We start from the raw sequence: 18,183 nt of genomic DNA on the forward strand, positions 1-18,183 counted from the left end.
CTGGCGGCCCCGCCACGCGGCTGCTAGCGCGGGACGCCCGGTGCCGGGCAGGCGTCAACCCCTGGAGGCGGATCGCTCGGATCGGCTTGGGTGGACGGACCGCAACCACAGCATGCTGGCACGCACAGCAGCACAGGGAGGAACACCATGAACCAGCCCGCTCAGCAGCAGCAGCCGCCCGGGACCGAGGGAGCGCTCACGCCGCAGGCCGACCACGGCGAGACCAGCTACCGGGGTTCGGGCAAACTCGAGGGCAAGGTCGCCATCATCACCGGCGGCGACAGCGGTATCGGCAAGGCGGTTGCCATCGCCTACGCCCGCGAAGGGGCGGACGTCGTCGTCAGCTACCTCGACGAGGACGAGGACGCGGCCGACACGGTCCGCTGGGTCGAGGAGGCCGGCCGGACCGCCCTCAGCATCGGTGGGGACCTCACGAGCCCCGAGCACTGCCGTGAGATCGTCCGCACGACGGTCGAACGCTTCGGCAAGGTCGACATCCTCGTGAGCAACGCCGCGTACCAGATGACCCGGGAGAGCCTGGCCGAGATCCCGGACGAGGAATGGGACCACACGCTCGCCACGAACCTGAGCGCGTTCTTCCACCTGAGCAAGGCGGCCGTCCCGCACATGGCTCCGGGCTCCTCGATCATCGCGACGAGCTCGGTGCAGGCCGACTCGCCGTCGCCGCAGCTCATGCCCTACGCCATGACCAAGGCGGGGCTCGCGAGCATGACCGCTTCGCTCGCCCAGATGCTCGGCGGCGACGGGATCCGCGTGAACGCGGTCGCCCCCGGCCCGATCTGGACGCCTCTGATCCCGTCGACGATGCCGCCCGAGACGGTCGAGTCGTTCGGAACGGACACCCCGCTCGGGCGTCCGGGCCAGCCTGCCGAGGTCGCTCCGCCCTACGTGCTGCTCGCCTCGGACGAGGGGAGCTACATCTCGGGCGCCGTCATCGCGGTGACCGGCGGCAAGCCGATCCTCTGAGGACCGCGCGCCGGGCGCCGCTCAGGCGTCGGGCGACCGCTCCGAGCGTTCGATCTCGGCGTGGATGCGGCGCAGCGCGAACAGCAGGTTCTCGCCGCCCGCATCCTCCGCCGGGTCGTCGTCGTCCGGCTCCCGACCCGCCGCCCCGTTCGCGCCCGCGTGCGCCGAGCGCACCGCCCGTCGCAGCGTCGTCAGCGCCTGGTCGGAGGCACGCAGCGCCTCGGAGAGCCGCTCGTCGTCGATCGCGGCCTCGACGAGGTCGGCCGAGGCGTCGATCGCATCGGCGAGCGCGCTCCGGACGCCCTCGTCGAGGTCGACCGGCACCGGGATCCCCCAGAGCGCCGCACGCAGGGCGTCACCGATCTCCACGACCACCGGCGCGATCCGTTCGAGGGCGGCGAGCGCCCCCTCATCCCCGCGGAAGTCGTGCCGGTTCCACCGCGTGCGCGGATTGGCCCGGCGGCTCTCCGCGGCGTCCTTCATCAGCCCGCGGGCTGCGTCGACGTCGTGCCGGATGGCGAGCAGCGAGCTGTCCCAGGACGGCGGGTCGTCCGGGGTCGGTGCCGACTCGGATCGGAGGGTGTCCGACATGCTCCGGAGCGCACCGACCATCCGCGACCTCGCGGCCGAGATCCCCGCTGCCGACTCGCGGACGAACAACGGCGGCATGATGAGCAGGTTCACGAGGAGCCCGACGAGCACGCCGAGGGCCATCTGCACGAGGTAGCCGACCGAGAAGTCGTTGGCGTTCGCTCCGCCGATGATGATGACGAACAGCGCCGCGATCGGGACGTAGTCACGGCCCTGTCCGAGTCCCGGCAGGCCCGCGAGCAGTGTGCCGAGCCCCACCGACAGCGAGACGGACACCCAGCCGGGCGCGGGAGAGATGATGAGCAGCCAAGCGAGTCCGATGCCGAGGCCCAGACCGATCAGGGTCTGCAGGCTCGAGCGCACCGAGTCCATGAGCGTCGGCGTGAGGCTCACGAGGGCGCCGAGCGGTGCGTAGTAGGAGAAGTCGCCGAGCTCGCCCGGGAGCAGGCTGCCGAGGAACCAGGCGGCGGTGGCCGCGATGGCCACCTTGAGTGCGAGCATGAGGCGCCACGGACGCAGCGCGGGCATGATCCACGCGCCGACCCGTTGCTTCGGTGTGCGGATGCTCCCCGTCGGGGTCTCGCGCCCGGTCACCTCATCACCGCTCATCACAGCCGCCATGCTGGTCTGGCCCTGTCGAAGCGTCAACCCCCACGCGCCGATCAGCTCCGCGGCCTAGCGTTGGTCTGGTCATCTCCGATGGCGACAACCAGGAAGGAAGCGAACATGACGAACGCATCTGCATCATCCTCACGTCCCGACGCGGAAGAGATCCCCGATGGTTCGGGCTCCGACGGTTCCGAGCCGAACGACGGCGAGGACACGGCGTCGGGTGGCGGCGCCGACGACGAGTAGTCGTCGCCGGCCCTTGGTCGTCGACGAACGACCGGGCGGCGCTGCCGACGACGCGTGGTCGTCGGGCGCCGCCCAGGGTCACCGCCTGCAGGTCAACGACTGCGGGTCGCCGTCCGGTTCTCCGCGCTGATCATCCACGCGAACTGCTCCAGCTGCTGGATGATCGCGTGGAGGATGTCCGCGCTCGTCGGGTCCTCATCGTCGACGTCGTCGTGGACCCGACGCATCGTGCCGACGACCGCCTCGAGTCGGACGGTGATCAGGTCGATCGTCTCCGAGGTGTCGATCTCGCCCTGCGGGTACTCGGGCAGCGTCGTGGTCTCGGCGACGATGTCGCTGCGGCCGTCCGGCACGGCGTGCAGGGCACGCATGCGCTCCGCGACGGTGTCACTGAACTCGCGAGCGGCGTCGATGATCTCGTCGAGCTGCAGGTGCGTGTCGCGGAAGTTGCGTCCGATGACGTTCCAGTGCGCCTGCTTGCCCTGGATCGACAGCTCGATGAGGTCGACGAGGACGGCCTGCATGTTGGCGTCGAGTTCCTTCGACGCGACGAAGCCCTTCTCGGCGTTCTGCCGACGGGTGGGCTTCGGCCCGGATCCTCCGGGAGCCGATCGGGTCGTGCTCTCGGTCTTGCTGTTCTTCTCTGCTGTTGCCATGGTTGGCACCTCCTGCACGGCAGGTTACGCACCGTACCTGTCGATCCCGGGGCCCTTGACATCGACGCCGAAGCATCCCATCCGTGCCCGCGCGGCCGTCAGCTGGGTTTTCGGAGCCGAGAGTCTTAAGGTGAAGCAACACACAGCGCAGAGCGATACCGCATGACGCACGACGAGGAGAGCACGGCCCGCCATGGGAAAACTGATCTACGGTTCTGAGGTCTCGATCACCTTCGAGGACCGGCTGCTTGCGCACCTGCAGTTCGTGATCGGTGCGAAGCTCCGCCGGAACGAGGCCTTCTACTTCGGTTGGAAGGACGACCCGCGCGCCGGCGACGGGCGCAGCGTCATCTGGATCCACCCCTCGGTGCCATTGCGTTTCAAGTACTCGGGCAGTGTCCCGATCGACCTCAACCGCGCGTGGATCGACGCGCTGAACGTCACGGCGAACTCCGCCCACGGCCTCTCGGTCATCGCGGAGCCCGCTCCGAGCCGGACAGGACAAGTCGCATGAGCCGCATGGAGATCGTCTACCAGGGACTTCCGTACTCGATCGCCGTCGAGGATCCGGACGAGTTCCGCGCCGAGGTGCTCGACAGCATCTCCGCCGGACAGTTCCGGTGGCTGCAGGTCGACCGCGGTGAGGGTCAGCTGGAGCCCATCACCATCTTGATCGGCCCCGGGATCGGCATCGCGATGGGCACACCGGACGGCCCTTCCCAGGACACCCCGTCCTCGGCGCTCCCCCAAGGACAGGACCCCGACCTGCTGTCCTGACCGGCCCAGCGGTCACGCGCGCATAGCGCAGCCGACACTCGGAAATCAACAGTTCAGAGCGACGATTTCAAGTTTCCTACACTTGTTCGGCGGACGTTGAAGTGGGTCTCCAGGCTGGCCGCTCGACACTGGCGCATCTCGCCGTGTCGACCGTCGGAGGTCCGGAGAAGGGCAATCCACATGGGCGCGATCGTGTACGGAACGGGCGAGAACCGGTTCCACCTCGAAGACCGGATGCTGGCTCACGTCAAGACCATCACCCTCATGAAGCTCCGCCGGAACGAGTCGTTCTCGGTGACCCTGCGCGACACCTCGACGGAACGCGGCCGCGTCACGCTCTGGCTGCACCCGTCGATCCCGCTGCAGTTCAGCTTCGACTCGGACGAGACGTTCGAGATGGACCGGCCCCTGCTCGAGGACCTCATGCACGGCGCCAACGGCGGCGAGGTCACCGTCCGCGCTGACGCGGACGAACTGGCGTAGTCGTCGCGAGCTCTCACGGGCGCCGCACGAAACAGGAGGGACTTCGTGCGGCCCCGTGAGGGTCCCGGCGGCCGACGGCTCAGTCGGCGATCGTGAAGCGGACCGCGTGCAGCGCATCGGCCCGTGACGAGCCGCCCACCCGCAGCTCGAACTCGCCCGCTTCGACGACCCGTCGTCCCCTCCCGTCGACGATGGAGCAGTCGGCGACGGGCAGCTCGATCGTGACCGTCGCCGTGTCGCCCGGTTGGATCGCGACCTGACGGAACGTCTTCAGCTCCTGGTCTGCCCAGCTCACCGAGGTGACGAGGTCGCTGACGTACGCCTGGACCGTCTCGAGGACGGGCCGCGATCCGCTGTTGCGCACCTCGACCTCGGCGCGCAGGGTGTCGCCACGTCCGTGGACGACCTGGTCGAGGCGCGGCTCCCCGTACTCGACGCTCGAGTAGGACAGTCCGTCGCCGAACGCGAACGCAGGCTCCTGGGTGAGGTCGGCGTAGCGGTCGCCGTGCTGTCCGCGGATCTGGTTGTAGTACGTCGGCTGCTGGCCGGCGTGCCGCGCGAAGGAGAGCGGCAGGCGACCGGTCGGCTCGATGAGACCGAGTAGGAGTTCCGCGATCGCGCGGCCACCCTGCATGCCGGGGCTCGCCGCCCACACGATCGCGTCGGCGTGCAGCGCGGACGGCGGCAGCACGAGCGGCTTCGAGGCGAGCAGGACCACGACGAGCGGCTTGCCGGTGGCGGCCAGGGCGTCGAGCAGTGCCACCTGTCCGCCGATGAGCTCGAGCGTCGCGGTGGAGCGGCCCTCCCCCACGAGTTCGATGCGGTCGCCCACGACGGCGACGACCACGTCGGCGTCCTCGGCCAGCGCGACGGCTTCCGCGATGAGCGCCTCGTCGGGTCGCGCGGGCGTGACGAGCGGCGGGCGCGGCTGACCGTCGGGGAAGGTCGCCCCCGCGGAGTCGGGTGACAGCGTGAGGATGTCCGCTCCGAACGCGGTCGTGACCGTGCTCCCGGCGGGTGCGACTGCACGCAGGCCGTCGACCACGGTGGTGATCATCTCGCGCGGCTGGCCGTCGGGCAGCCAACCGGCCTGGCCGGAGTTGCCCGCCCAGTCGCCGAGCTGCATCTGCGCGTCGTCCGCGAGCGGACCCACGACGGCGATGCGCTGCGGCCCGGCCTCGGGCGTCACGATCGCCCTGCCAGCCTCGTCCGCCCGGTAGCCGCCGGCGAGCGGCAGCACGCCCTCGTTGCGGAGCAGGACGAGGGAACGCCGCGCGGTCTCGAGGTTGAGCTCGGTGTGCTCCGGCGAGCCGATCACCGCGAGCTGCTCGGCGGCGTCCGGGTGCCGCGGGTGCTCGAACAGGCCGAGCGCGAACTTCAGGGTGAGGATGCGACGGACGGCGCGGTCGAGGTCTGCCTCCTCGAGCAGCCCGCGCTCGAGCGCCTCCAGGGCGCCCGCGAAGAAGCCTGGGGTGGTCATCACCATGTCGTTGCCGGCACGGATCGCGGCTGCCGAGGCGTGCACGTAGTCCGGGCTGACGTGCTGCTCCCACACCATGCGGCCCACGTTGTCCCAGTCGGTGATGAGGGTCCCCTCGTACCCCCACTCACCGCGCAGGACGTCGTTGAGCAGCCACTCGTTGACCGTGATCGGCACCCCGTCGATCGACTGGTAGCCGAGCATGAAGCTGGCGCAGCCCTCGCGGGCGACCCGCTCGAACGGCGGGAGGAACCATGACCGCAGCTTGCGCGGGGAGATGTCGGCCTCGCTCGCGTCGCGCCCGCCCTGCGTCTCGGAGTAGCCGGCGAAGTGCTTGGCCGTCGCGAGGATGGCGGTCGGGTCGGACAGGCCGTCGCCCTGGTAGCCGCGCACCATCGCGGAGGCCAGCTCACCGATGAGGAACGGGTCCTCACCGAAGGTCTCGCCGACACGTCCCCAGCGGAGGTCGCGCGCGATGCAGAGCACCGGCGAGAACGTCCAGTGGACACCCGTCGCAGCGACTTCGACGGCTGTGGCCCTGGCGACCCGTTCGAGCAGCCCCGCGTCCCAGCTCGCGGCCATGGCCAGTTGCGTGGGGAAGATCGTCGCGCCGAGGTGGAAGGAGTGACCGTGGATGCAGTCCTCCCCCACGATCAGCGGGATCCGCAGTCGCGTCCGCCCGACGAGTTCATGGGCGACCGCGAGACGCTCCGGCGAGGCGTGCAGGATCGAGCCGACGTGCGTCTCGAGGACGTGGGCGTCGATGTCGTCGCGCGCGTCGAGTTGCATCATCTGCCCGACCTTCTCGCGGACGGTCATCCGCTCGACGAGGTCGTCGACGCGGGCCGCGATCGGCAGCGCGGGGTCGAGGTAGCGGGCGTCCTCGAGGTGGCGGGCGGTGTCGGTCTTCATCGTTCGGTGGCTCCAGCGCGTTCGGTGTGGGTCGTGTCGGTGATCGTGGACGGGCCGGTCGTCTCGGTGCGGACGGCGGTGACACTCGCCCCGGGCTTGATGCCTCGCTTGCGGAGGGCTCTGGCGCGTTCACCCGCCGAGCGGAGTCTCGGGTTCACGTACTCGTCGATCCCGAAGTTGATGAGCGACAGCGCGACACCGAGCAGGGCGATGCAGACACCGGCGGGCACGTACCACCACCAGAAGTCGGGGAACGCACCGTTCTGCTGCGCCCAGAACAGGATGGTGCCCCAGTTGAGGTTCGTGATGGGGATGACGCCGATGAACGCAAGCGTGGTGAGCCCGAGCACTGCAGCGGTCACCGTGCCGACGAAGCTCGAGGCGATGATGGCGGTCAGGTTCGGCAGCATCTCGACGGTGATGATCCGGAAGAGGGGCTCCCCGTTCGCCTTCGCCGCCTGGATGAAGTCACGGTTCCGCAGCGACATCGTCTGCGCGCGGAGCACCCGGCCGCCCCACGCCCACCCGGTGAGCGCCAGGACACCGGCGATGAGGAACAGGCTCGGGTTGTCGTACTGGGACGCCACGATGATCATGAGCGGGAGCCCCGGGATGACGAGGAAGACGTTCGTCAGCGCGGACAGCGACTCGCTCGTGAACCCCGAGACATACCCGGCGGTGACCCCGATGGCGACGGCGATGATCGTCGCGAAGATCCCGGCCAGGAAGCCGACGAGGAGCACGCCGCGGGTGCCGTAGATCAGCTGGCTCAGCACGTCCTCGCCCATGTGCGTGGTGCCCAGCAGGTGCGCGGCCGACGGGGCCTGACGCAACGCGGTGAAGTCCTTCTCGAGCGGGCCGTACGGCGCGATGAGGTCGCCGAAGACCGCGACGAGGACGAAGAACCCGAGGATGCAGAGCCCCGCGATCGACTTGCCGTTCCGGAACATCGCGAACGACGACGCGAACCGGGCCGCGAGCGAGCGGCCTGTGGGCGTCGGCTTGGGCGCCTCGGCGGTGGCGAGGGCCTCGGTGGTGGGGATGGTCATGTCAGGACTCCATCTGGCGGGTGCGGGGGTCGAGCACCGCGTAGGCGACGTCGGCCAGGATGTTCGCGACGAGGACGGTGAGCGTGATGACGAGGAAGAGCCCCTGCATGAGCGGGTAGTCCTTCGCCGTCGTGGCGTCGAGCAGGAGCTTGCCGACGCCCGGGTAGGAGAAGACCATCTCCATGACGATCGTGCCGCCGACGATGAAGCCGAGCGACAGGGCGAAGCTCGACAGCTGCGGCAGCATCGCGTTGCGCGCCGCGTAGTCGACGAGCACCCGACTGGTCGGCAGGCCCTTCGCCTGGGCGACGGTCACGTAGTCCTCGTCGAGGACGGTGACCATCATGTTGCGCATGCCGAGGATCCAGCCGCCGAGCGAGGCGAGCACGATCGTCGCCGCCGGGAGGAAGCCGTGCGCGATCACCTGCCCGATGAAGTCGAGCGAGAACTCCGGCCTCGACCCCTTGCCGTAGGCGTGGGAGGCGGGGAACCAGCCGAGGAGGGTGGAGAACACCGCGATCGCGATGAGGCCCATCCAGAAGTACGGCACCGTCGAGAAGAAGGTGGACAGCGGGACGATGAAGTCCGCCTTGCTGCCGCGTCGCCACCCGATGAGGGCGCCGATGGACGTGCCGAGGACGAACGACAGGATCGTCGCGATCCCGACGAGGCCCACGGTCCAGGGCAGAGCGGCGGCGATCACGTCCGTGACCGGGGCGAGGCCCTTCGAGAAGGACCGTCCGAGGTCGCCCGAGAAGAGCAACCGCCAGTAATCGAGGTACTGCTCGAGCATCGACTTGTCGGCGTCGAGTCCGAACAGGGTGCGGAGCGAGTCCGCCGCCTCGGGGCTGATGCGGCCCTGGTTCTTCGCGATGTACGCCGACACCGGGTCGCCCTTGAGCATCCGCGGCAGGAAGAAGTTGATCGTGATCGCGGCCCACGCGGTGAACGCGTAGAAGGCGGCGCGACGAAGGAAGAAGGTCATGCGATGGTCTCCGTTCCCGCGAAGTGGCGGTCGGGGTCGGGCGACGCGTTGCGGAGGGCGAGCGTGTAGGGGTGCTGCGGGCGGAGGATCACGTCGTCGGCCGGGCCCCGCTCGACCACCTCGCCGTGGTGCAGGACCATGATCTCGTCGCTGAAGTGCCGCGCGGTCGCGAGGTCGTGCGTGATGTAGAGCACGCCGAGTTGCGACTCGCGCTGCAGCTCGGCCAGGAGGTTGAGGACACCCAGCCGGATGGAGACGTCGAGCATCGAGACCGGCTCGTCGGCGATGAGGAGGGACGGACGCGACGCGAGTGCGCGGGCGATGGCGACCCGCTGGCGCTGACCGCCGGACAGTTCGTGGGGCCGGCGGTCGATCGTGCCGGCCGGGTCGAGCTGCACGCGCTCGAGGAGGCGGTGCACCTCGTCCTCGACCTCGGCCTCGGGGACGACGTGGTCGAGGCGCAGCGGTCGCTCCAGGTGGTGACGGATCGTGTGCGACGGGTTCAGCGAGGCGAACGGGTCCTGGAAGACCATGCGGACCTGCTGGCGGTAGCGGCGGAGTGCACGACCACGACGCGGGATGGCCTTGCCGTCGAGCAGGATGTCGCCGCTCGTCGCGCGCTCCAACTGGGTGAGGATCTTCGCGATGGTCGACTTGCCACTGCCGGACTGTCCGACGAGGGCGAGCGTCTGGCCGGACCGCAGGGTGAAACTGACGTCGTCGAGCGCGAGCATGTGGCCGGAACCACGGACCCGGTAGCGCTTCGAGACGTGCGAGAACTCGAGGGTGGTCATGCGGTCACTCCTGCCTGGGTGGCCGACGTGGCGCCACCGGTCCCACGGACGAAGTCGCCGCGCTCGCCGGTGAGGCTCGGGAAGGACGCGAGCAGCTTCCGCGTGTACGGGTCCTTCGCCTGTCGGTAGATGCGTTCCGCCGTGTCGATCTCGACGAGCCGGCCGGCACGCATGACGGCGATGCGGTCGGAGATCTCGAGGAGCAGCGGGAGGTCGTGGGTGATGAAGATGACCGAGAACCCGAACTCGGTGCGGAGCTCGGAGATCTGTTGGAGGATCTCGCGCTGCACGAGCACGTCGAGCGCGGTGGTCGGCTCGTCCATGATCATCAACTGCGGCTTCAGGGCGAGCGCCATCGCGATCATGACCCGCTGACGCATGCCGCCGGAGAGCTCGTGGGGGTAGGACTTCAGGCGGTCGCGGCCGACCCCGACGATGTCGAGCAGCTTGCCCGCCTCCTCACGGCGTTCGGCGCGGGACATGCCTCGGCGGTGCGTGGTGAAGACGTCGTCGAGCTGCCGCCCGATGGAGGTGACCGGGTTGAGGGCGTTCATCGCTCCCTGGAACACCATGGAGGCCTTGTCCCAGCGGAACGCGCGCATCTCCTCCTCGCCGAGCCGGCCGAGGTCGATGTCCTCGCCGGACTCGTCGTGGAAGACGGCGGTCCCGCCCGTGATGACCGCCGGTGGTTTGAGGAGCCGTTGCAGGCCGTAGGCGAGGGTGGTCTTGCCGCAGCCGGACTCGCCGGCCAGGCCGAGGATCTCGCCGCGGCCGAGGGTGAGCGAGACGTCGCGCACGGCTTCGACGGGTGGTTCCACGTCGTAGGTGACGCTGAAGGAGGACACCGTCAGCAGGTCGTCGTTGGTCACTGCATGAGTCCGTTCTGTGCTGATGAAGAGGGTGCGGGGCGAGCCGAAGCCCGCCCCGCTGGATGACTCCGTGCCTACTTCGCGGCCTTGAGCTGCGTGAGGATGTAGACCGCGGTCGGCTGCGTCGGGTCGGCGGGCGCGTAGGGGTCGTCCTCGCTCGGCCAGCCGGTGTAGTTCCGCGTGTTGTACGAACCGATGAACGGGCGCGTGCCGATCGGCATGGCCGGGACGTCGGAGACGAACAGCTTCTGTACGGTCTCGAGGGCGGCTGCGCGTGTGGCGTCGTCCGTCGCGTTGGCGTAGGCGGCGAGCGCCGCGGTAGCCTCCGGGCTGTCGTACCGACCGAAGTTGAAGTCGGCCGCCTCACCCTCGGCGACGAGCCAGCGGCCGTCCATGATGTCGGAGTACAGGTCGTACGGCGTCGCGCCGGTGTCGGTCCAGTGCAGGATGGCCTGGAAGTCGCCGTCCGACTTCGCCGCCCACCAGGTGTCCTGGTCGGGGGTGTCGACCGTGGCGGTGACGCCCAGCGTCTTGACCGAGTCGGCGATGAGACTGATGCCGGTCACGTAGTCGTTCCAGCCCTGCGGCACCGACAGCGTGAAGGTGACGGCCTCGCCGGACGGGTCGGTGAGGACGTCGTCCTCCCAGGTGTAGCCGGCGTCGGTCAGGACCTGCTTCGCGGCCTTCGCGTCGACGGTGTAGTCCTCGCCCTCGAACTCGGAGGCGATGAACGCGTCACCCGCCGGGGTCGGGAGGCCGGTCACCGAGCTGAGCTCGGGGACGCCGCCTTCACGGGCGATCTGCTGGTGCTGCTCGCGGTCGATGACGAGGTTGACCGCCTGGCGGAACGCGGGGTCGTTGAACGGCTTCGTCTGGGTGTTCACGAACATCGCGTCGACGGCGAGACCGGCGGCCGCCCAGTAGACGTTGTGCTCCTTGTCCTTGTCGAGGTACGCGGACTGCACGTTCGGGATGAAGGCCTGCGCCCAGTCGGCGTCGCCGTTCGCGAGGGCGGTGGTGAGGGCCGTGTTGTCGTTGTACGACACGTAGTAGAGCGTCGGCACGGCCGGCTGCTCACCCCAGTAGTCGTCGCGGGCGGAGAGTTCGACGCTCTCGGTGCTGAAGCTCGTGAGCGTGTACGGGCCGGTGCCGACGGGCTCCGGGTTCTCGAAGGTGGCGGGGTCGTCGACGGACTCCCACACGTGCTTCGGGACGATCTGCTTGAGGAGCACCTTGTCCTGCTTCACGAACATCGGGTTCGTGAACGACAGGGTGACGGTGTCGCCTTCGGTCGCCACCGTGGTGAGGCCGAGGGCCGAGTTGTCGAGTTCGGGGTGGTCGATGAACTGCTGGAAGGTGAACGCGATGTCGTCGGCGCTGAACGCCTCGCCGTCGTTCCAGGTGACACCGTCGCGGGCGGTCAGCGCGACGGAGGTGTAGTCGTCGGACCAGGCGATCTCGGACGCGAGCCAGGGCTTCACCTCCGCGCTCGGGTCGACGAGGTTGACGATCGCGAGCGGCTCCAGGATCGCGTTGATGTAGCCGAGCTTCATGGCGGACGAGTCGCCGACGTAGGGGTTGTTGGACTCGGTGGCGATCGAGCCGTCCGGCTTCGCGATCGTCAGGGCGGCGCCGCTCTCGGGGCCGTCGCTCGACCCGCCGCCACCGGTGCATCCGGTGAGCAGCAGGGCTGTGGCCGCGAACGCGGCCAGCAGTGGGGTTCTCAGCTTCATCGCTTTCTCCTCTTGGGTGTGCGCTGCGGCAGTGCGGCGCAAGTCGGGATTCGGTGATAACTTACTGACCATTCAGTAAGTTGGCAAGCGCGGTAGTGTCGGGCGCATCGAGGCCCCCGCGGAACGGACACCATGAGCACGGTGAAACGACAGAACACGGCGAAACGACCAGCCCAGCCACGCCCGGCGACTGTGGCGAGACGAGCCGAGGTCGTCCGCTCCGCGCTCGACGTCTTCGGCGCCAAGGGGTACGCGAACGGCACCCTCATCGACATCGCCGAGCTCGTCGACATGACGCCGGCGGGCATCCTGCACCACTTCGGTTCGAAGGACCAGCTCCTCCTCGAGGTGCTCAGCTACCGCGACGCGACGGATGTGCAGGACCTCGACGACCAGCACATCCCCGGCGGTATCGACCTGTTCAAGCACCTGATCCGCACCGCAGCCGCGAACGCGCAGCGTGCCGGGATCGTGCAGGCGTTCGTCGTCCTGTCGGCGGAGTCGGTGACCGAGGACCACCCGGCCAGGCACTACTTCGACGACCGCTACCGGACCCTCCGGCGCGAGATCGCGGAGGCGTTCGAGGTGGTGTGCACCGAGCGGGGCGTGGATGCGCCCGAGACGATCCACCGCGCGGCGGCGTCCATCCTGGCGGTCATGGACGGCCTGCAGGTGCAGTGGCTCATCGACCCTGCGGACGTCGACCTCGCCGAGACGAGCGAGTACGCGATCCGGGTCATCGTCGAGTCGGTGCTCGGGCCGGGCGCGCTGGACGGCTGAGTCGCCCGGATCGGTCGGTTTTCGGGCTGTTTTCGAGCACTTCCGGGCGACTCAGTGGGCCGAGCAGGATTCGAGAAGCGCCGTGGGGCTCGCGGGTCTACCGTGAGAGGCGGACCACAGCCCCGAACGGAAGGACGCCGACATGGCCGAGAAGCAGTCGAGCACGAAGAGCGGATTCAGCGCCGAGGAGCGCGCGGCGATGAAGGAGCGCGCCAAGGAGCTGAAGGCGGCCGCGAGTCGCGAGGAGGCTCTGCAGGCCGTCGTCGACGCGATCGCGGACATGGAGGACGCCGACCGCGCGATCGCCGAGCCGTTGCATGAGCTGATCATGGGCGGCGACTCCGGCCTCGCGGCCAAGACCTGGTACGGCATGCCCGCCTACGTCGGTGCCGACGGTAAGGCGGTCGTGTTCTTCCAGGCGGCGGCGAAGTTCAAGGCGCGCTACGCGACCATCGGGTTCAACGACTCCGCGAAGCTCGACGACGGCGACCTGTGGCCGACCGCCTTCGGGGTCACCGCGTGGAACGACGCCGTCGCGAAGCGCATCGCGGACCTGCTCGCCCGGGCCGTCTGACCCCGTCCGGCCAATGGGCCGGGCGCCGGTCGAGCGCCGGCCCCTGAGCCGGTCGCCAGTCGACCCCCGGTCCCTGAGCCTGTCGAAGGGCACACGGACCCGCGAATCGGGCGTCCTTCCCCGGTCCCTAAGCCTGTCGGAGGGCCCACGAGCGGCTCCACGAACCCCGCACCCTTCCCCCGTTCCCTGAGCCTGTCGAAGGGCACACGAAGACCCTCCACGAATCCGGCACGCCTCCACCGGTCCCTGAGCCTGTCGAAGGGCACACGGGGGACCTCCCGCTCCGGTGATCTTCTCCCGGTCCCTGAGCTTGTCGAAGGGTCCACGAGGGACCTCCTGCTCCGGTGATCCCGTCCCGGTCCCTGAGCCTGTCGAAGGGCCCACGGAAGACTCTGCTAATCCGGGTGCCCTTCCTCCGGCCCCTGACCCAGTCGAAGGGCCCACGACCTCGACAATCCGGCGGACCCCTTCCGGCCCCTGAGCCTGTCGAAGGGCACACGAGGAACCCCAGGAATCCGGCGCCCTTCCACCGGTCCCTGACCCTGTCGAAGGGCCCACAGAATACCCCGCCAATCCGGCCAACCTCCCCCGGTCCCTGAGCTTGTCGAAGGGTCCACGAGCACCTTCCACAACTATGCCAACTCAGCATCTGGAATGTCAGTGGTCCATGGTGGACTTGTTCCATGACCGAGACCACCGCCTCCGCAGTTCGAGCTGGTGACGAGTACGCCGCGCAGTTGGCGGAGTTCTCGGATGCCTTCGCGGACATCCACCGCCGCCGCGCGGCTCTGGACGCCGAGGAGGCCCGGCTCCTCGCCCGCTCTGCCGCCTACGCGGACGCCTTCGCCGACGCCACGGTCCCGGCGATCTTCCCGCCGGCCGAGCGCCTTGCGCTCTCCCGCCGCTCCACCTGCGCGGCCCTCGCCATGGCGACCCGAACGCCTGAGCAGACGGTCCAGCGGGCGACGAACGACGCGGAACGCCTCGTCAATGAAGCCCCAGCAGTGCTCGAGTCGCTCGAGGCCGGGCGCATCTCGGCCCGGCACGCGCAGACGATCATCGACCAACTCAGTGACGTGCCGATCGCTGGGCGGGCAGCGTTCCTCGCGGAAGTCCTGCCGGTCGCCGAGCAGACGACCAACGCGAACCTCCGCAAGCGCGCCCGCACGCTCCGCGAGCGACTCCACCCCGAGTCCATCACCGCACGCGCCCGGCGGTCGGAGGCCGACCGCCGGGTCGAGTTCGAGCCCGCAGCCGATGGCATGGCGTGGGTGCACCTCTTCACCACCGCCCCGATCGCCCAGGGGCTCGTCGAGCGGGTCGAAGCAGCGGCGGCGAAGTCGCGAGCAGCAGGAGATACGCGCACCTGCGCACAACTGCAGGCCGACGCCCTAGCGGCGCTCGCGCTCACCGGCGTCACCCCGGAAGACGTCATGTCGAGCCCGGTCCTCCCGCACCCCATCGAGGTGCAGGAGCACATCAAGCCGACCGTGCAGATCACCGTCCCGGCGCTCACCATGGCCGGCGTCTCCGACGCACCCGGCATGCTCGACGGCTACGGTCCGATCGACCCCGAGACCGCCGCCCGTATCGCGGTGAACGCCCCCAGCTTCACCCGGATCCTCGTCCAACCGGAAACGGGTGCGGTCCTCTCCGTCGGGCGCGGCCAGTACCGGGTCCCGGCCGACCTGCAACGGGCGGTCCGGCTGCGGGACGGCACTTGTCGGGCACCGGGCTGCGGCAGGCGCGCCAGGGCCTGCGATCTCGACCACTCGGTCGCCTGGGAAGACGGCGGGACGACAGGTGTCGGCAATCTTGCCTGCCTGTGTCGACATCACCACCGCATGAAGCACCTGCCCGGGTGGAACCTCGAACACGCACCCGGCGGGGTCCTCGACTGGACGACACCCGACGGGAAGCAGTATCGGACCGAACCCGATCCCGCACCGTTCTGACCTCCGCCGGTCCCTGAGCCTGTCGAAGGGGTTCCTCGTGGGCACTTCGACAAGCTCAGTGACCGGAAGAGGCATGCCCGGAACGATGCGGCGTCCTCCGTGGGCACTTCGACGAGCTCAGTGACCGGCAGAAGTGCGCCCGAACCGTTTCGGTCCCTGAGCCTGTCGAAGGGCAGCCGCGCCGCGCCACCTCGGTCAACCGAAGAGGTTCACCCGGATGAACCCGGTCCCTGAGCCTGTCGAAGGGTCCTCCGAGGGCACTTCGACAGGCTCAGTGACCGGCAGAAGTGCGCCCGAACCGTTTCGGTCCCTGAGCCTGTCGAAGGGCAGCCGCGCCGCGCCACCTCGGTCAACCGAAGAGGTTCACCCGAATGCACCCGGCCCCTGAGCCTGTCGAGGGGTCCTTCGTGGGCACTTCGACAAGCTCAGTGACCGGAGGAGGTTCACCGGGAGTAATCCGGTCCCTGAGCCTGTCGAAGGGCAGCCGAGCCCAGTCACGTCGGTCAACGGGGAAGGTGCACGCGGGTGACTTCCAGCTTCTTCCTCACCTCCCGGGCAACGCCAGCCCGGTCGCTCGCCCCGACACCGCGAGCAGCAGGTCGAGCGCCGATCCCCGGACCTCGTGGCCCTCACCCCAGCTCACCCCGGCGTCTTCGGCGACGAGCCGAACCCCCTGGGCGCGTTCCTTTCCACCGCCCATCGAGACGCCGGTGCGGAGCTGGTACTCCAACGCCACGAGGACCGCGGCTATCGGGTAGTCCGCGCTGATGCCGAGCGGTCGACGGACGTCCTCGCCGTGCACGATGGCCTCGACGAGCCTGGTCGCGAGGTTCGCCGGCGGGGTGCATGTCAGCTCGGTGGCGTCCGCCAGGGCGCGGAGCGTCTCCTGCGGATCGTTCCTCCGCTCCCGCTCGACCCCGCGTGCGTTGTCGAGGTCGAAATCGAACCGCGCGGCGATGAGTCGTCGGGCGAATCCCAGCCGCGTCGTCTTCGCCGAATCGACGAGATGGGCGACGACGTCATGCACATCCCATCCGGTGCAGAGCGACGGCCTCCCCCACTGATCGTCGCTCAGCACCGACAGGTCCGCGACGAGCCGCCGACGCTCCTCGTGGACGACCGGCCACACCGCCGAGGGAAACATCCGCGTTCGACGCCCGATCAACATGAGCTGCTCCGGATTGGCACACCCTGCGCGTTCATGAGCCGGTGGCAAGCATGATCAACGTGCGCACCCATCGATAGGCTTCGGTCACCGACCCGCACGTCACGGTCACGGTCATGGGATCGAGACGCGTGACGGGCGGCGGCAGCTCCGCGCGATCCGCGTGGATAGGATGACCGAACTCGACCTCGAGGTGGACCTCCCTGCGCGATGATCCCTGCACCTGCACCTGGACGTGCTCGCCCGACCACGCTTCGACGGCCTGCTTGGAAGCTTCTTCGATCGCCGCACACACCCGCAGCGGATGCTCGGAGACCGCGGCCCCTGCGGAAACGGTCTCCTTCGTCTGCACGACCGGAAGCCCGGGTGCCAGCGCAGCCAGCTCCGCTGCCAGGGAATCGTCTCCCGAAGCAAGAAGAATCGACGCCCCGACCTCCGTCGCGAGCAAGGCGCTCAACCCTGCTTCCCCGAACGAGCTTCCGTTGCACTGCACGTCGCGAACGGCGTCATCGATGGTGTGGCTGAGGACACCGCCCATTCCAGCTCTCGCGTGGTATCCGATCAACATGACACCGTCCCCGGCGCGAACGCCCGACATCATGGCGAGCGGACGAGGCTTGCCCTGGAGCAGGCGAGCACGGTCGTCCAGTTCCAGCGGGTCGATGTTCCGATAGGTGCCGTGCGCGTCCGAGACGACGATCTGCAACCCATCATCGACCGCGAGTGCTCCGCGAATGGCAGCGTTGACCTCGCGTGTCAATTGGGATCTGGCGTCGTCGAACCCGAACCCTCCTCGCGCAAGATCGTCCGGCGAGACGACGGTCGCCGCACCCTCCAGATCCGCCGAGATGTACAGCCGTGATCGATCGGTCATGGCTCCTGTCTACACGCTGTAGACGATTCGCGCCGGTGGGTTCGGACGCCTGCCGCGGGCGAGGTGCAGAGCGTGCCCGATCAGCGGTAGTGCTGCTCGCCCCGGGCGGCCTTCTCGACCACGTCGGCGATGCGCGCGGCCCTGATCGCGGGCGTCTTGATGTTGCTCAGGCGGAAGAAGACACGGAATCGGTCGGTGCGGCCGAGCGTCGCGAAGTACGCCGCCGCCTCGGGGTTCGCTTCGAGCGCCGCCTGGAGGTCATCCGGTGCGACGGCGTCCTTCTGCCGGTACGCCACGTCCCACCGCCCGTCGGCCTTGGCGCGTTCGATCTCCGCGAGCCCGCCGGCACGCATCCGCCCCTCCTCGATGAGGCGGGCGACGTGCTCCCGGTTGATCTGCGACCACGGGCTGCTCTTCCGCCGCGGGGTGAACGCCTGCAGCGTGTAGTCGTCGTCGAACCGTTTGCTCTGTCCGTCGATCCATCCGTAGCAGAGGGCGACGTCGAGCGCCTCCGACCAGGTGATCCCCGACGCCTTCGACGTCTTCTTCCGCAGCTTCAACCGCACGCCCGCGTCGCTCGGCGCACCGGCGAGGTAGGCCTCCCACTCATCGAGCGTGAGGTCCAGGATCGGTTTCTCCTCGAAGCTCGCCACGTGAGCGAGCG

At 69.1% G+C, this 18,183-nt stretch carries 19 protein-coding genes; 8 read left to right on the forward strand and 11 right to left on the reverse strand.

All coding sequences use genetic code 11. From position 1 onward, the window contains the following. Positions 1–147 precede the first annotated feature (147 nt). Entirely contained in the window at positions 148–987 is an 840-nt protein-coding gene (locus ACQ3HE_RS08640) for an SDR family oxidoreductase (protein WP_159877347.1), read from the forward strand. Positions 988–1,008: 21 nt separating this feature from the next. Here ACQ3HE_RS08640 and ACQ3HE_RS08645 read toward each other — a convergent pair whose 3' ends face one another. After that, positions 1,009–2,187, reverse strand: coding sequence for an aromatic acid exporter family protein (locus ACQ3HE_RS08645; RefSeq protein ID WP_086472958.1), 1,179 nt, complete (start codon positions 2,185–2,187; stop codon positions 1,009–1,011). Positions 2,188–2,304: 117 nt separating this feature from the next. On the opposite strand from ACQ3HE_RS08645, the gene ACQ3HE_RS08650 reads away from it, so the two are divergent. Next, positions 2,305–2,433 (forward strand): hypothetical protein, encoded by a 129-nt coding sequence (locus tag ACQ3HE_RS08650; RefSeq protein ID WP_255377977.1) that lies wholly within the window; start codon positions 2,305–2,307, stop codon positions 2,431–2,433. Between the two features lie 92 nt (positions 2,434–2,525). Here ACQ3HE_RS08650 and ACQ3HE_RS08655 read toward each other — a convergent pair whose 3' ends face one another. Continuing rightward, complete coding sequence (locus tag ACQ3HE_RS08655) at positions 2,526–3,089, reverse strand: Dps family protein (RefSeq protein ID WP_229939520.1); 564 nt, start codon at positions 3,087–3,089, stop codon at positions 2,526–2,528. Positions 3,090–3,282: 193 nt separating this feature from the next. Between ACQ3HE_RS08655 and ACQ3HE_RS08660 the strand changes: the two genes are divergently transcribed. The 3 genes from ACQ3HE_RS08660 (at position 3,283) to ACQ3HE_RS08670 (ending at position 4,349) form a co-directional block, all read left to right on the forward strand. Continuing rightward, a complete protein-coding gene (locus tag ACQ3HE_RS08660; RefSeq protein ID WP_064297077.1) occupies positions 3,283–3,603 on the forward strand; it encodes a DUF7882 family protein in 321 nt (106 codons plus the stop codon). Then, a complete protein-coding gene (locus ACQ3HE_RS08665) occupies positions 3,600–3,866 on the forward strand; it encodes a hypothetical protein (RefSeq protein ID WP_086472956.1) in 267 nt (88 codons plus the stop codon). The genes ACQ3HE_RS08660 and ACQ3HE_RS08665 overlap by 4 nt, the downstream gene beginning before the upstream one ends. Before the next feature lie 180 nt (positions 3,867–4,046). After that, complete coding sequence (locus ACQ3HE_RS08670) at positions 4,047–4,349, forward strand: DUF7882 family protein (RefSeq protein ID WP_085512050.1); 303 nt, start codon at positions 4,047–4,049, stop codon at positions 4,347–4,349. Positions 4,350–4,428: 79 nt separating this feature from the next. Here ACQ3HE_RS08670 and ACQ3HE_RS08675 read toward each other — a convergent pair whose 3' ends face one another. From ACQ3HE_RS08675 to ACQ3HE_RS08700, 6 genes are all read right to left on the reverse strand, one after another. Next, on the reverse strand, positions 4,429–6,741 hold the full coding sequence (locus tag ACQ3HE_RS08675) for an exo-beta-d-1,3/1,6-glucosidase (protein ID WP_430892245.1): 2,313 nt from the start codon (positions 6,739–6,741) through the stop codon (positions 4,429–4,431). Then, a complete protein-coding gene (locus ACQ3HE_RS08680; protein ID WP_430892247.1) occupies positions 6,738–7,790 on the reverse strand; it encodes an ABC transporter permease in 1,053 nt (350 codons plus the stop codon). Before ACQ3HE_RS08680 ends, ACQ3HE_RS08675 begins: the two co-directional genes overlap by 4 nt. A 1-nt stretch (position 7,791) precedes the next feature. Next, on the reverse strand, positions 7,792–8,775 hold the full coding sequence (locus tag ACQ3HE_RS08685) for an ABC transporter permease (RefSeq protein WP_430892249.1): 984 nt from the start codon (positions 8,773–8,775) through the stop codon (positions 7,792–7,794). Next, a complete protein-coding gene (locus tag ACQ3HE_RS08690) occupies positions 8,772–9,569 on the reverse strand; it encodes an ABC transporter ATP-binding protein (RefSeq protein ID WP_056009243.1) in 798 nt (265 codons plus the stop codon). The genes ACQ3HE_RS08685 and ACQ3HE_RS08690 overlap by 4 nt, the downstream gene beginning before the upstream one ends. Further along, on the reverse strand, positions 9,566–10,438 hold the full coding sequence (locus ACQ3HE_RS08695) for an ABC transporter ATP-binding protein (protein WP_430892251.1): 873 nt from the start codon (positions 10,436–10,438) through the stop codon (positions 9,566–9,568). The genes ACQ3HE_RS08690 and ACQ3HE_RS08695 overlap by 4 nt, the downstream gene beginning before the upstream one ends. 74 nt (positions 10,439–10,512) lie before the next feature. Next, entirely contained in the window at positions 10,513–12,171 is a 1,659-nt protein-coding gene (locus ACQ3HE_RS08700) for an ABC transporter substrate-binding protein (RefSeq protein WP_124768494.1), read from the reverse strand. A gap of 132 nt (positions 12,172–12,303) precedes the next feature. Between ACQ3HE_RS08700 and ACQ3HE_RS08705 the strand changes: the two genes are divergently transcribed. The 3 genes from ACQ3HE_RS08705 (at position 12,304) to ACQ3HE_RS08715 (ending at position 15,480) form a co-directional block, all read left to right on the forward strand. Then, positions 12,304–12,951, forward strand: coding sequence for a TetR/AcrR family transcriptional regulator (locus ACQ3HE_RS08705; protein WP_430892253.1), 648 nt, complete (start codon positions 12,304–12,306; stop codon positions 12,949–12,951). 142 nt (positions 12,952–13,093) lie between these two features. Beyond that, positions 13,094–13,525, forward strand: coding sequence for a hypothetical protein (locus ACQ3HE_RS08710; protein ID WP_079704851.1), 432 nt, complete (start codon positions 13,094–13,096; stop codon positions 13,523–13,525). 683 nt (positions 13,526–14,208) lie between these two features. After that, a complete protein-coding gene (locus ACQ3HE_RS08715; RefSeq protein WP_430892254.1) occupies positions 14,209–15,480 on the forward strand; it encodes an HNH endonuclease signature motif containing protein in 1,272 nt (423 codons plus the stop codon). Positions 15,481–16,024: 544 nt separating this feature from the next. Here ACQ3HE_RS08715 and ACQ3HE_RS08720 read toward each other — a convergent pair. The 3 genes from ACQ3HE_RS08720 to ACQ3HE_RS08730 form a co-directional block, all read right to left on the reverse strand. After that, complete coding sequence (locus tag ACQ3HE_RS08720) at positions 16,025–16,624, reverse strand: maleylpyruvate isomerase family mycothiol-dependent enzyme (protein WP_430892256.1); 600 nt, start codon at positions 16,622–16,624, stop codon at positions 16,025–16,027. Between the two features lie 55 nt (positions 16,625–16,679). Beyond that, the gene (locus ACQ3HE_RS08725; protein WP_430892258.1) at positions 16,680–17,519 is read right to left on the reverse strand and encodes a M55 family metallopeptidase; all 840 of its coding nucleotides are present in this window, start codon (positions 17,517–17,519) and stop codon (positions 16,680–16,682) included. 80 nt (positions 17,520–17,599) lie between these two features. Further along, positions 17,600–18,172, reverse strand: coding sequence for a YdeI/OmpD-associated family protein (locus ACQ3HE_RS08730; RefSeq protein ID WP_430892260.1), 573 nt, complete (start codon positions 18,170–18,172; stop codon positions 17,600–17,602). Between the last annotated feature and the right edge of the window lie 11 nt (positions 18,173–18,183).

The sequence above is a fragment of the Plantibacter auratus genome (assembly GCF_050587365.1).
In the GTDB taxonomy this organism is placed as follows: Bacteria; Actinomycetota; Actinomycetes; order Actinomycetales; family Microbacteriaceae; genus Plantibacter; species Plantibacter auratus.

What these genes read in the sequence shown, in the direction of transcription:
- ACQ3HE_RS08710 (WP_079704851.1), top strand. Translation starts at nt 13,094, where the DNA reads ATGGCCGAGAAGCAGTCGAGCACGAAGAGCGGATTCAGCGCCGAGGAG.
- ACQ3HE_RS08725 (WP_430892258.1), bottom strand. Translation starts at nt 17,519, where the DNA reads ATGACCGATCGATCACGGCTGTACATCTCGGCGGATCTGGAGGGTGCG.
- ACQ3HE_RS08690 (WP_056009243.1), bottom strand. Translation starts at nt 9,569, where the DNA reads ATGACCACCCTCGAGTTCTCGCACGTCTCGAAGCGCTACCGGGTCCGT.
- ACQ3HE_RS08720 (WP_430892256.1), bottom strand. Translation starts at nt 16,624, where the DNA reads ATGTTTCCCTCGGCGGTGTGGCCGGTCGTCCACGAGGAGCGTCGGCGG.
- ACQ3HE_RS08645 (WP_086472958.1), bottom strand. Translation starts at nt 2,187, where the DNA reads ATGAGCGGTGATGAGGTGACCGGGCGCGAGACCCCGACGGGGAGCATC.
- ACQ3HE_RS08660 (WP_064297077.1), top strand. Translation starts at nt 3,283, where the DNA reads ATGGGAAAACTGATCTACGGTTCTGAGGTCTCGATCACCTTCGAGGAC.
- ACQ3HE_RS08715 (WP_430892254.1), top strand. Translation starts at nt 14,209, where the DNA reads ATGACCGAGACCACCGCCTCCGCAGTTCGAGCTGGTGACGAGTACGCC.
- ACQ3HE_RS08655 (WP_229939520.1), bottom strand. Translation starts at nt 3,089, where the DNA reads ATGGCAACAGCAGAGAAGAACAGCAAGACCGAGAGCACGACCCGATCG.
- ACQ3HE_RS08705 (WP_430892253.1), top strand. Translation starts at nt 12,304, where the DNA reads ATGAGCACGGTGAAACGACAGAACACGGCGAAACGACCAGCCCAGCCA.
- ACQ3HE_RS08640 (WP_159877347.1), top strand. Translation starts at nt 148, where the DNA reads ATGAACCAGCCCGCTCAGCAGCAGCAGCCGCCCGGGACCGAGGGAGCG.
- ACQ3HE_RS08665 (WP_086472956.1), top strand. Translation starts at nt 3,600, where the DNA reads ATGAGCCGCATGGAGATCGTCTACCAGGGACTTCCGTACTCGATCGCC.
- ACQ3HE_RS08650 (WP_255377977.1), top strand. Translation starts at nt 2,305, where the DNA reads ATGACGAACGCATCTGCATCATCCTCACGTCCCGACGCGGAAGAGATC.
- ACQ3HE_RS08685 (WP_430892249.1), bottom strand. Translation starts at nt 8,775, where the DNA reads ATGACCTTCTTCCTTCGTCGCGCCGCCTTCTACGCGTTCACCGCGTGG.
- ACQ3HE_RS08680 (WP_430892247.1), bottom strand. Translation starts at nt 7,790, where the DNA reads ATGACCATCCCCACCACCGAGGCCCTCGCCACCGCCGAGGCGCCCAAG.
- ACQ3HE_RS08675 (WP_430892245.1), bottom strand. Translation starts at nt 6,741, where the DNA reads ATGAAGACCGACACCGCCCGCCACCTCGAGGACGCCCGCTACCTCGAC.
- ACQ3HE_RS08670 (WP_085512050.1), top strand. Translation starts at nt 4,047, where the DNA reads ATGGGCGCGATCGTGTACGGAACGGGCGAGAACCGGTTCCACCTCGAA.
- ACQ3HE_RS08700 (WP_124768494.1), bottom strand. Translation starts at nt 12,171, where the DNA reads ATGAAGCTGAGAACCCCACTGCTGGCCGCGTTCGCGGCCACAGCCCTG.